Below are 13,423 nucleotides of genomic sequence, written 5' to 3'. Positions count from 1 at the left end.
AATTAAAAAAAAGACTTTTTTATTTGTAGAGAACGTATACAGATCATTATATGTGGAGATAATTTAAATATTAATCAACAGATATAAGGGTTAAGGAGAATGGTATGATAAGGTTTATAAATTCTATATTGATAATAGTATTGAGTTGTTTATTTGTAAGAACTATAAAGTATATAACTAAAAAAGTATTTGATATAACTAAAATTGATGTTCAAAGAGAAAATACATTGAGAAGTATAATAGTATCTATATCTTATTATTTATCATTTTTTGTAGCTTGTGTATTGGTATTAAAAGAATTTGGTATAATTGATTTGAATCAGTCAACTATACTAACTGGAGCAGGTATATTTGGGGTCATAGCAGGATTTGCATCTCAAAATCTTATAAAGGATGTACTCAATGGTTTTTTTATATTATTTGAGAAACAGATCAAGGTAGGAGATTATATTTATATAAATGAAAGTTTTAGAGGAACAGTAGAGGAAATAGGCCTTAGAAGCACTAGTATAAGAGATTGGAATTTGAGAAGAATAAGTCTTCCAAATGGTGAGATAAAATCTATTATGAATTATAGTAGAAAAAAAATGAGGGTAATAGTTCATGTTAGAGTTTCTTATGAATGTGACCCTGATTTTATTATGCAAACATTAGGTGAAGTGTGTGAAGCGTTAAATGAAAAATACAAAGAATTTCTAATTAAGAATATAATGAATGAACCATCAAGACCGTTCTCTGTATATGGGGTAACTGATATAGAATCTAGCAGCGTAGGAGCTAAGTACACTATTACAGGTGTTGTAGCTTCTTTTAAATACTTTTCTATAGCTAAGAATGCTAGGCTAATGATTCTGGTTAAATTTAAAGAAAAGGGAATTAAAATAGCTTATCCTAAGAGGGTTAATATTGATGCGGATGAATATGAAAGTTATATATAGGTATAAAAAATTCAGATGGAGGTTTGTTCCATCTGAATTTTTTTTACATATCGAGAAATGCAATAGCGTGAAGTGAATTTTATTCTGAATGAAGGTTGTTATCTTTTGCATAAAAAGTTCCAGAAGTTTTTTTTGTTATTATCTTTTGAAGATTTTTTATTTCCAAGAAAGTTTGAGGGAAAGCATTGTTTAATATAGATATCTCGCCTTCACCCTTTGAATGTAGATAGTCCGAAAGATATTTTCGATTTTGCTCTAATTCTGATAATTCTGCTGTGAGTTTTTCATGTATATTGTGGTAGTATTCGTATTCGTGAGTTTTTATTAATTCAGCAAAGTTTTTAACTGTGCTTTCGAAAACTTCCATTTCTTTTTTATTTTTTTCTAGTTCTAATAAGCAATGTTTATATTTTATCAAAAGTTCATCTAAATCTTTTTTTACTTTTTTTCTATCAAAGCCTTTTACGTTTATTATTGTCTTTCTTTCTGAAGCGTTTCCGATTGCACCTGTTACTACTTTTGCGTATGCGCTAATTTTTCCTCCTATTATCCTACCTTTTTCAGGATTCAAAAGAATGCTTTTAGATTCGAGAATACTATCTAAGGAATAAAATCCTATATTTATAGTATCTTCAGCTATTATGGTACATGAATTAGAATATTTAACAAAAACACTTTTTTTAGAATGAATCAGAGTTTTTCCTTTTCCGCAAACTCCACCCTTTATATATATATATCCATTTGTAGATACTATTTTTTCAGCAGACCCTATTCCCATTATGCTGTTTATAGAAATATCTTCTGTTGCTATAACTTTAAAATCATCACAAACAGTTCCTTTAATGGTAACTGAGCCATCGAAAAATATATTACCTGTTTCATAGCCAACATCTCCGTTTATAACGAGGTGTTTTATAATAGATACTTTTCCGTGGTTGTGAGAAAGTGCACCGTTTGTCAATGCTCTTAATACTATTTTGTTATCTTCTTCAAATTCTGCAACTGTTTTTCTATCGAAATTTAACATTTTATCTTTTCCAGGTTTGGATGGTATTACAATTCCTTTTACATTTAAACCATCAACACCTTGAGTTGGAAGTATCTTTTCTCCTAAATAGTCGTTTTTATTTATTTCGTATATTAGATTCATTTCGTAATAATTAGTTGAACCATCTTCACGTATATTAGGTTTTTTATCTGGTAAATCTAGATATTTTATTATAGCATCTTGTCCGTTTTTAGGTGGTGTTGCTTTGGCTATTAATATGTTTTCTTGTGTTTTTATATCTTCATCAAGTAAAGTATAAATTACTCCGTGTACTATGTTATTTGATTTCAGCTCAGATAATATAGAATCAATTATTTGTTGTCTATTATTTTTAAGCTCATCTTTTGGAATATTTAACTTAAAATATGCTTCGGTGTTATCTGAGGATATACTCAATTCTACTTTTGGTTTTAATACGCCTATTTCTACATTGTTGTCTGAAATATTTTCTAAAGCATTTTTAAGGTTTAAAAAATACTTTATACTGATTTGTGGGTGTGAGGTTGATAAAGCTGAAAAGTTTGAAATATCAAACCCTTCTTTCTTTGTTTTTATATAAAGCTTTTCTTTGTCTTCAAATATATCAAAAAATTCATTTTGTATTATGTACATAAGTCACCTCGTATCAATTTGGGCATATATAGTATATCGGATAATAAAACTTATATATTTAGTAAAATATTTTGTTTTATATATTAAATATATCATTTTTTGAAAGTAATAAAAATAAAAACAAAAAACCTTTACATATATTGTAAAGTATGAAATTATATGTTATCATAATAATAAGAAAACTTAATAGAATGTGCAGGTCCTTATTATGAGGATAACAGGGAAGCGCGGTTAGAATCCGTCACAGCCCCCGCTACTGTAATTGATGATGAAACCTATAAAACCACTGCTTATTATTTTGCGGGAAGGGTAGGGAGTAAGATGAATCATGAGTCAGGAGACCTACCTGTATAGAGTTTTCAGCCTTCGGAGGGAAGGGTCAGGAAAAAAGAAATTATTCCTGTCCTAGTACGTCGCTTAGGCAGGTTTTTTATATATTTTTCTTTCCCTAAATATTTTTTTCGCCCCAGGCCCTCAAGAGGCCTGTTTTTTTTTTGATATATATAGATTTAAATGGTAATATAAATAAAAAAAGAGGTGATTTGATGACACATAAAGAAATGATATTTAGATTATTATTTGCTCTTTTTATAGGGGGCGTAGTAGGTTTTGAAAGAGAAAAATCTAATCAATGGGCGGGGTTTAGAACTCATATATTGGTTTCAATTGGTTCCTGTGTTGTTGCCGTTACATCTTTGATGTTGTTTAAAGAATATATACAATATGTAAATCTGGATCCGGCTAGGATGCCGGCTCAAGTTTTATCTGGGATTGGTTTTTTAGGAGCAGGAGCAATACTTAAAACCAAAGATAGTATAAGAGGACTTACTACTGCGGCTGGGATTTGGGTGACTGCTTGTATAGGAATCGCTATTGGGTTTGGATATTATTATTTAGCATTTGTATCTTGTTTTTTGCTTATTATGACATTGTATACTTTGAAATTTATAGATAAGAGAATAATGCTTAGTAAAACTAGTACATTGTATATTAATACAAGAAATATTTCAAATATAACATCGAAGGTTATAGATATAATAGAAAGTAACAAAATTTTTATAAAGAATATAGATATAACTCATGATGAGTATAAGTGTTGGGATATGAAAATGGTTGTGGTATATAATAGTAAGATAGAATTTAAAGATATTGTAAAGAGCATTTTGGATTTGGATGATGTTATAAAAATTGAATATGAATAGAGAATATCTATTTACAAAAATCCACAAAAAAAATACAATTAGATTAATTCTACAATTAAATAAATGTATGAAGGATGTGTTTTGTTTTGAATAATATAAAAATAATAACTGATAGTTCGTGCGATTTGCCTGAATATATAATTGATCGCTATAATATATGTGTTATACCGTTGAATGTTTTATTTGACGAAGGTTCTTATTTAGATGGTGTGAATATAACTAAAAAAGAATTTTATGAAAAAATGAAAAATAGTCCTAATCTTCCCAAAACATCTAGTCCATCTCCAGATAGATTTGTAAAAGAGTTTAATTGTGAACAGGATAATGTTATTGTTATATCTCTATCTTCTGGATTATCTAGTACGTATAATAATGCTTTGATAGGTAAAAATATGTACTTAGAAGGAGGAAATGAGAAGAGAATAGAGATAATAGATTCTAAAAATGGATCTATGGGAACTGGATTATTGGTTCTGGCTGCTTCTAGGATGATTGAAAAAGGGAAAAGTATAGACTACATAGTAGATAAAATAAGTAAAGATGTAAAAAAAATTTCGACTTATGTTGTACTTGAGACGATAGAAAATGCAGCTAAGGCTGGTAGGATAAGTTCTTTTAAAGAAAAAATAGTTCAAGTCTTAAATTTAAAAATAACTGTAAAGGTTGAAGATGGTCTTGTGAAAATATTTAGTAAAGCTAGAGGAGATAAGAAAAGTTTAAATAAATTAATGGATTTTATAGAAAACGAAGGAATTAATGCTTCTGAAAAAATATTGGCAATATGTCACTCGAATGCACTGGATAAAGCTTTGAAATTTAAAGAAATGGTTAATAATAAGTATAAATTTAAAGAAATAATAATATCTGAAATAGGAGCAACTATAGGTTCTTATTCATCTGAAGGAGCTTTGTTGATTAGTTTTTAGTGAGAGAAGGAGGAATATATATTGGAAAATAGAAATGAGATTAAAGATGAATTTAAATGGGATTTAGAAAGTATATATAAAAATGAAGATGAACTTAATGATGATTTTGAAAAAATCAAAAAATTCTTAGAAGATATAAAAAAGTATAAAGGTATTTTAAGTGAATCTGAAGATAACTTATATCAAGTTTTGAATTTGTATGAACAAATATCTAGATTGGCTGAAAACACATATGTATATTCTCATATGAAGCAACATGAGGATACAAGAAATACAAAGCAACAATCTCTATCTGGAAAATCAGATATGTTATCAACTCAAATAGGAACTGTTACGTCGTTTATGATTCCTGAGATAATAAGTATAGACGAAGACAAGATGAATCATTATTTGAATAATGATAAATTGAAGCCGTATAAAAAACTTATAGATCAGATTTTAAGAAAAAAACCTTATACATTATCCTCAAAAGAAGAACAAATTTTAGCTATGAGTTCTGATGTTGCAAATGTTGCAGAGAATGCATTTGATATGTTATCTTTTGCAGATATTAAGTTTCCTGAGATAGAAGATGAAAAGGGTGAGAAAGTTAGGCTTACTCATGGTAATTTTTCTAAGTTTCTACAAAGTAAAAATAGAGAAGTTAGAAAAAATGCATTTGTAAATATGTATGATACTTATAGTAAGTATAAAAATACATTTGCATCCATGTTAGAAGGAAGTGTTAAAAGAGAGATTTTTTATGCAAAAGCAAGAAATTATGAATCTGCTATACAAGCATCTTTATTTGAAGATGATATAAAGTTAAGTGTGTATGATAATTTAATAACTGTTATAACTAAAAACTTGGACATTTTGCAAAAATATTTAAAGTTAAAAAAAGAATTTTTGAGGTTAGATGAAATACATATGTATGATATGTATACTCCTTTGGTTGAAAAGTTAGATATAAAAATACCTTATGAACAAGCTAAAGAAATAATACTTAAAGCTTTAAAACCATTAGGGGATGAATATCTAAAGTTGATACAAAAGGCTTTTGATGAAAGATGGATAGATGTTTATGAAAATGAAGGTAAAAAAGGAGGGGCTTATTCTTGGGGAAGTTATGATTCTCATCCATTTATACTTCTTAATTATAAAGATGATTTAAATTCTTTATTTACTTTGGTTCACGAGCTTGGGCATTCTGTGCATAGTTATTATTCAAGAAAAAATCAACCTTATCTATATTCTCATTATAAGATATTTGTGGCTGAGGTAGCATCTACTTTAAATGAACAGTTACTTATGGATTATATGCTTAAAAATAGTAAGAGCGATGACGAGAGAGTATATATATTAAACTATTATCTAGAACAGTTTAGAACTACTGTATATAGACAAACTATGTTTGCTGAGTTTGAAAAAATTATACATGAAAAATCTGAAAATCAAGAAGCTCTGACTAATGAAGAATTTTGTAATATATATTATGATTTAAATGTTAAATACTATGGAAAAGATGTATATGTTGATGATGAAATTGGTATGGAGTGGGCTAGAGTACCTCATTTTTATTCTAATTTTTATGTATATAAGTATGCAACAGGATTCTCGGCTGCTGCAACACTTAGTCATAATATATTAAGTGGAGATTCTAAAGCGGTAGATAGATATTTAGAATTCTTGAAAAGTGGAGGATCTGATTATCCACTAAATCAACTTAAAAAAGCTGGTGTGGATATGGAAGATGAGAAATCCATACAAATAGCGCTTGATACTTTTAAAGAATTAGTAGAAGAGTTGGAAAAATCTAAATAAACTTTGGTTAAAAAAGAGGAATCGATAGATTTCTCTTTTTTTAACAAATATAGACTATATCCTCATTGAAGTCAAAAATAGACTCTGATAATATATATAATGAAACTTATAATATATAAAGAATAATTTGTAGTGTGGGGTGGTATGGTGAGACTTGTAAATGTTAATTATATAGATGTTGAAAAGTATGAATATTATGTAGCTAAGTCTATATATTCAAATGGTATAGTGTTACTTCAAGAGAATGTTAAGTTGAATCTTAATTATATTAAGCAACTTGATTCAAAAAATATACAATATATTTATATAAGTGATGAAATATCAGAGGGGATAGAACCTAATGATACAATATCTATTGAAAAGTATAGAGAAGTAAAAGAGGTTATAAAAGACCAGTTTAATATGGCTAAAAAAGGCAAGAATATAGGGCTTAATATGAACATTATAAATAATACTATTTCTGAACTTTTAGATACAATAACATCTAAAAGAGATATATCGTATAGTATAAATGAAATTAGAATGTCGGATGATTACTTGTATGAGCATAGCTTGAATGTTATGGTATCATGTCTTTATACTGGTATTCTTATGCAGTACGATAAAATGAAGCTTCAAAAACTGGCTTTAGGAGCTATACTGCATGATATTGGAAAAGTTTTTGTGGATTCTGATATCTTAAACAAGCCAGGGAAGTTAACGTCTGAAGAAAGAGTTGAAATTGAGAAACATCCTGAACTTGGATATAGATATGTAAGTGATAATTATGGAAATGAAATATCTGCTTTGAGTAAGCAAATTATTTTACAGCATCATGAAAAGTGGAACGGAAAAGGGTACCCCAATCAATTGTCAGGAGACCTTATATATGAAATGGCTAGGATATGCTCTGTGGCAGATGTATTTGATGCACTTACTGCGGATAGAGTATATAGAAAAAAGATACCTATATACAAAGCTTCTGAGTATATATATAGTTTGGGTTATAATGACTTTGATTTTGATATAGTTAAATTATTTTTATCCAGAATAGTAAAGTTTAAGCAAGGCTCGATAGTTAAATTATCTGATGGTGCTAAGGGGATTGTGTATGATCAAAATAAACACATGTTAGATAGGCCTATTATTAAACTTCTTGTAAATAAAAATGGGAAAAATATGGCTCATAAAAATATATTTATAGACTTAATAGAGGAAAAGACTTTATTTATAGAGAAACAATTAGAAAATATATTTTCTAATTGAGGAGAATGAATGTGAAAGAATTGAAAAAAATTATGATTATAAGCATTATTATAGCTTTTGTATCTCAAATATATATCAATATATTTAATGATGATTTTAGAATATCTGCTGGAATAATATTTTTATCTATTATATTTATGTCTTTTAAGAACGTAGATATACTAAAAACGAGTTTTGTAACAGCTAATGTAGTGTTTTTTTTAAGAGTTATAATATTGGTTGTTGATGGAAATGGATTGTATGGTTCTTTACAAATTAATTATCCTGTTATATTTTTTTATGTGACTTTTGGAATTATATTCAATAGGTTGAATATAAGAAATCAAAAGAATATATATCTTTTGTTTGCATATCTTTGCATTAGCGAATTTGGAGGCAATTTAGTTGAGTCTGTATTTAGATATAATGTGGATTATGATATGCATTATATAAAAGTTTTGATTATGGTGTGTCTGGTTAGAAGTTCTATTACACTTGTATTTATAAATATAATAAAAGAGTATAATATCTTGATAGAAAAAGAAGAACATGATGAACGATATAGGAAACTATTGTTTTTAATATCTAGTTTGAAAACAGAGATATACTTTATGAATAAAAATATGGATAATATAGAAGGTGTTATGAGTAAATCGTTTGAATTATATGAAAAGCTAGATACAATGGATATAGATGCTAATATAAAGTCTATATCGCTTTCTATAACAAAAGATATACATGAGATTAAAAAAGATTATATAAGGGTTATAAAGGGGATAGAAGAGGTTACTCATATAAAAGCAAAACATAAAGAGATGAGTCTTATATATATATTTAATATACTTGAAGATAGTACTGTTAAGTATATAGATTCAATGGGTTCTAATATAGAGGTTAATTTTAACGCTGGAAAGGATATAAAGGTTAAGGACCATTATATCCTAATATCTATACTTAGGAATTTAATAAATAATTCTATAGAATCTATAAATGATACAAATGGTGTTGTCGATGTTAGTTATTTTTATGAGGATGAAAAATTTATTTTTACGATATCTGATAATGGAAATGGGATAAGAAATTCTGATAAAAATTATATATTTAATCCGGGTTTTTCTACAAAGTTTAATATGGATACAGGGGATATGAATAGAGGAATAGGACTTACTATTGTGAAAGAGATGGTTGAGAGCCGTTTTAATGGATGTATAAGTGTTGAATCTGAGTATGGTATAGGTACTGAATTCAAGATAATAATACCTAAAGAACAATTAGAAGGGTGATTGGATGAAATTTTATATAGTTGATGATGATATAAGTGTTGTAAAGGTTTTGGAAAATATAATAGAGTATAAAAACTTGGGAGAAGTAATAGGGTATTCTTTGAGTGGGCAAGAGTGTATAAAAGAAATACTAGCCAAACAGCCAAGTATAGTTATCGTTGATTTATTGATGCCGTGTAAAAATGGTATAGAGGTTGTAAAGGCGGTTAAGAATATCAAGCCTGATATTAAGTTTGTTATGATATCTCAGGTATCATCTAAGGATATGATAGCTAAGGCATATAAGCAGGGGATTGAGTTTTTTATAAATAAGCCTATAAATATAATAGAGGTTGAAAATGTTATAAACAATGTAAAAGAAAAGATTGAAATGCATGCTACTTTAAATAGTATAAAGGGAATGTTTAAAAATTTAGAATCTAATGATAGGGTTGCAAGTAAAAAGTCGGAAATTGCAAAAATTAAATATTCTCTTTCAAAGTTAGGGATAATAGGAGAAATAGGAAGTAAAGATATAATAAATATATGTGAATATCTTATATTAAAAGGCGATAAGCATTTGAATTACAAGGTTAGTGAAATGTGCAAAAAACTTAGTAATAATCCGAAAGCTATGGAACAAAGAATTAGAAGAGCTATAAATAAGGCCTTAAATAATATAGCAAGTTTGGGAATTGAAGATTATATGAACGATGATTTTTCAACGTATTCAAATTTAGTATTTAATTTCGAAGATATAAAAGCTCAAATGGACTATATAAGAGGCAAAAGTAAGGTGTGTGGGAAGATAAGTGTTAAAAAGTTCATAGAAGGTTTATTGATACAAAATGAAATTATGTAATTGCGTTATTGCATTTTACTGAAAAATGAAATGTATTATTTTGAATATTTCAGTATTTTTTTGTATTCCCCTTGTATCATAATATTATAAGATAAAAATTAGGAGGGGAATATATGAAAAAAAAGCTTAGTTTAACGATGAAAATATTTATAGCTTTAGGTCTAGGACTAATTATGGGACTGATATTAAATTCTATGCCATCAGGGTATGTAAAAGACGTATTGTTAATAGACGGAATATTCAGATTGTGTGGTAAGGTATTTATAAATGCGATAAAAATGCTTGTGGTACCACTTGTAGCTGTGTCTTTGATTTGTGGAGCATCTGCAATTGGAGATGTTAAAAAGCTAGGTAGAGTAGGGGTTAAAACTCTTGTATTCTATATGATGACTACTGCTCTTGCTATAAGTGTAGCTTTATTAATAGGTAAATTTATGAATCCTGGCATTGGACTTGATATGTCTAATATAATAAAACAAGAACCAACTATAGGACAGTCAAAATCACTTGTTGATGTTATTATAGCTATGGTACCTACGAATCCTATAGCTTCAATGGCAAGTGGAGATATGCTTCCTATAATAGTTTTCTCTTTATTAATGGGAATAAGCATGGCTTTAGTTGGAGAAAAAGCACAACCTGTAATTGATATATTTGAATCTTTAAATGAAATAGTAATGAAGATGGTTATGGTTGTTATGGAGTTTGCTCCTATTGGAGTATTTGCTCTTATAGCTAATACGTTTGCAAATGTTGGGTTATCTGCCATGGCAAACCTAGGAAAATATATGTTAGCAGTTATATTAGCATTAATAATACACGCAACATTCACTTATATGGGAGTACTTACGTTTGTAGGTAGATTGAATCCTGTAATATTCTTTAAAAAGTTTTTACCGGTAGCAGGAGTTGCTTTCTCAACTTCATCAAGTAATGCAACACTTCCTGTTACTATAGAAGCTGTTGAGAATATGGGAGTATCTAAAAATGTTGCATCGTTTACACTTCCTCTTGGAGCTACTATAAATATGGATGGAACTGCTATAATGCAAGGAGTTGCTTGTATATTTATATCTCAAGTATATGGTATTGATTTAAGTCTTCAAGCGCTATTAACTATAATAGCTACAGCTACACTTGCATCTGTTGGAACAGCTGGTGTACCTGGAGTTGGAATGATTACGCTATCTATGGTATTGCAATCAGTAGGACTTCCTGTTGAAGGTATAGCACTTATAATTGGTATAGATAGAGTCTTAGATATGTCTAGAACTGTTGTAAATATAACTGGAGATTCTGTATGTACTATCGTTGTAGCTAAAGCTGAAGGTGAATTCGATGAAGAGATGTATTATGATCAAAAAGTAGTAAAAGAAGTTTTAAACTAAAAAATTCAAATATCAAGACACAAAAATAGAACCCTTAGAATCCTTTCTAAGGGTATTTTTTTATCATTAGATATATTTTTGATTATTAAAAAAACATTTTAAATAAGAGAAAAGCCACTTTTCAGTGGCTTTGGGCCTAAGCCCTTTATTTTTTTATTTTCTGTTTTTATTGTATTTTACTCTATCGTTTTCGTTTAATACTTTCTTTCTAAGTCTTATAGCATCTGGAGTGATTTCTACAAGCTCATCATCAGCTATGAATTCTAATGCTTCTTCTAGAGTGAATGTTCTAGGTGGAGATAACTTAACAGCATCATCAGACCCAGAAGATCTTGTATTAGTCAATTTCTTGTTCTTACAAGGATTAACTGTCATATCTTCTTTTCTAGAGTTCATACCTATAATCATACCCTCGTAAACTTCTGTAGTAGGATGTATGAACATTGTAGCTCTATCACTTAAGTTGAATAAAGAATAAGCCATAGCAACACCTTTAGCTTGAGAGATTAAAACTCCGTTTAATCTTTGAGGTATTTCACCTTTGTACTCTTCGAATCTTTCGAATGAACGAACTATAGTACCTTCTCCTCTAGTATCGTTTATGAATTCGCTTCTATAACCTATAAGACCTCTTGTAGGAACTATATATTCAAGTTTTGTGTAGTTATTCTCAGAAGACATACCTTCCATAAGACCTTTTCTTAAGTTAAGCTTAGAAATTACTGGTCCAGAATATTCATCAGGAACATTTAAGATAACTCTTTCAACTGGCTCAAGTAAAACTCCGTCTTCTTTATGCATTAAAACTTCAGGTTTTGAAACTGCAAGTTCATAACCTTCTCTTCTCATACTCTCTATAAGTATAGATAAGTGAAGTTCTCCTCTACCAGATACCTTGTATCCATCAGTAGTATCTAGTGAATCAACTTTTAATCCTACGTTTACTTCAAGTTCTTTTTCTAATCTATCTTTTAAGTGTCTAGTAGTTAAGAATTTACCACTTTGACCAACGAATGGAGAATCATTAACGTAGAAGTTCATAGAAAGTGTAGGTTCTTCTATGTTTATCATTTCCATAGGTAGTATATTATCTGAATTACAAAGCGTTTCTCCTATAGAAATATCAGGTATACCAGATATAACTACTATATCTCCACTTTTAGCTTCTTTTTTAGAAACTTGATTTAATCCTTCATATACGAACATTTTAGCTATTTTACCTTTTCCAACAGAACCATCTCTTTTTGTTATAGAAACTGTTTCGCCTTCATTTAAAGTACCTTTATAAATTCTTCCTATACCAAGTCTTCCGATATAATCATCATAACCAAGAGCTGATACTTGCATTTGAAGAGGCTCGTTATCGTAATCAGGGTATACATCTACATGATCTAGTATAGTTTCGAATAGAGGAGATAAGTCAGTGCTATCGTCATCTAATTCTCTCTTTGCAATACCATCTTTTGCAATACCGTATATAATTGGGAACTCTAATTGTTCATCATTAGCATTTAAATCTACGAATAAATCGAATACCATATCTACAACTTCTTCAGCTCTTTGATCTTTCTTATCTATTTTGTTTATAAATAGGATAGGTCTAATTCCAAGTTCTAAAGATTTTTGAAGAACGAATCTAGTTTGAGGCATAGGACCTTCACTTGAATCTACAAGTAGTATAACTGTATCAACAGTTTTTATAACCCTTTCAACTTCAGATGAGAAATCCGAGTGACCAGGTGTATCTACTATATTTATTTTTACTCCGTTGTATTGAATAGAGCAGTTTTTAGAGTATATAGTTATACCTCTTTCACGCTCTAAATCATTACTATCCATTACACAATCAACAACTTCTTGATTCTCTCTAAAAACACCACTTTGACTTAAAAATGCATCTACTAATGTAGATTTTCCTGCATCAACGTGGGCAATAACTGCTATATTTACAATATCTTGTTTTTTCGACATAATAAACTCCCTTTCTTTAAAAATCGCATTCTTATATTGTACACCTAAATTTATGAATAAGCAAATAAAGTTTTTGGAATAGTAGTATTTACATATTATTAACAGACTTAACCAACCTATAACATCTATTTAACATTGACATAACAAACGAATAGTATTCTATATATGTGGAAAAAATAAGTTCTGA

At 28.8% G+C, this 13,423-nt stretch carries 10 protein-coding genes and 1 riboswitch; of the genes, 8 read left to right on the top strand and 2 right to left on the bottom strand.

Translation table 11 applies throughout. The annotated features are described in order from the left end of the window. The first annotated feature begins 104 nt into the window (after positions 1 to 104). On the top strand, positions 105 to 938 hold the full coding sequence (locus tag WJW32_RS11205) for a mechanosensitive ion channel family protein (protein WP_340258326.1): 834 nt from the start codon (positions 105 to 107) through the stop codon (positions 936 to 938). A 79-nt stretch (positions 939 to 1,017) separates the two neighbouring features. On the opposite strand, the gene WJW32_RS11200 is transcribed toward WJW32_RS11205, so the two are convergent. Next, positions 1,018 to 2,598 carry a DUF342 domain-containing protein gene (locus WJW32_RS11200; protein WP_340258324.1) on the bottom strand — a complete coding sequence of 527 codons (1,581 nt, stop codon included), beginning with the start codon at positions 2,596 to 2,598 and terminating at the stop codon, positions 1,018 to 1,020. 180 nt (positions 2,599 to 2,778) lie between these two features. Beyond that, positions 2,779 to 2,962, top strand: a riboswitch (cobalamin riboswitch). 130 nt (positions 2,963 to 3,092) lie between these two features. Between WJW32_RS11200 and WJW32_RS11195 the strand changes: the two genes are divergently transcribed. From WJW32_RS11195 to WJW32_RS11165, 7 genes are all read left to right on the top strand, one after another. Then, on the top strand, positions 3,093 to 3,800 hold the full coding sequence (locus WJW32_RS11195; protein WP_340258322.1) for an MgtC/SapB family protein: 708 nt from the start codon (positions 3,093 to 3,095) through the stop codon (positions 3,798 to 3,800). Between the two features lie 86 nt (positions 3,801 to 3,886). Further along, the gene (locus WJW32_RS11190) at positions 3,887 to 4,726 is read left to right on the top strand and encodes a DegV family protein (protein ID WP_340258320.1); all 840 of its coding nucleotides are present in this window, start codon (positions 3,887 to 3,889) and stop codon (positions 4,724 to 4,726) included. Between the two features lie 18 nt (positions 4,727 to 4,744). Next, positions 4,745 to 6,529: an oligoendopeptidase F gene (pepF, locus tag WJW32_RS11185; protein ID WP_340258463.1), complete on the top strand. Its 1,785-nt coding sequence runs from the start codon at positions 4,745 to 4,747 to the stop codon at positions 6,527 to 6,529. 147 nt (positions 6,530 to 6,676) lie between these two features. Continuing rightward, positions 6,677 to 7,774, top strand: a complete 1,098-nt coding sequence (locus WJW32_RS11180) for an HD-GYP domain-containing protein (protein ID WP_340258318.1) — start codon at positions 6,677 to 6,679, stop codon at positions 7,772 to 7,774. An 11-nt stretch (positions 7,775 to 7,785) separates the two neighbouring features. Then, positions 7,786 to 9,036, top strand: a complete 1,251-nt coding sequence (locus WJW32_RS11175) for a sensor histidine kinase (RefSeq protein WP_340258316.1) — start codon at positions 7,786 to 7,788, stop codon at positions 9,034 to 9,036. Between the two features lie 4 nt (positions 9,037 to 9,040). Continuing rightward, entirely contained in the window at positions 9,041 to 9,877 is an 837-nt protein-coding gene (locus WJW32_RS11170) for a response regulator (protein WP_340258314.1), read from the top strand. A gap of 113 nt (positions 9,878 to 9,990) precedes the next feature. Continuing rightward, complete coding sequence (locus WJW32_RS11165; RefSeq protein WP_340258312.1) at positions 9,991 to 11,265, top strand: dicarboxylate/amino acid:cation symporter; 1,275 nt, start codon at positions 9,991 to 9,993, stop codon at positions 11,263 to 11,265. A 153-nt stretch (positions 11,266 to 11,418) separates the two neighbouring features. Here the strand turns inward: WJW32_RS11165 and typA are convergent, their stop codons facing one another. After that, complete coding sequence (gene typA / locus WJW32_RS11160; protein ID WP_340258310.1) at positions 11,419 to 13,236, bottom strand: translational GTPase TypA; 1,818 nt, start codon at positions 13,234 to 13,236, stop codon at positions 11,419 to 11,421. Between the last annotated feature and the right edge of the window lie 187 nt (positions 13,237 to 13,423).

The sequence above is a fragment of the Tepidibacter sp. Z1-5 genome, from assembly GCF_037844525.1.
In the GTDB taxonomy this organism is placed as follows: domain Bacteria; phylum Bacillota; class Clostridia; order Peptostreptococcales; family Peptostreptococcaceae; genus Tepidibacter_A.
The sequence above is the reverse complement of the archived record's forward strand: the minus strand, read 5'-3'. Positions and strand labels throughout refer to the sequence as shown.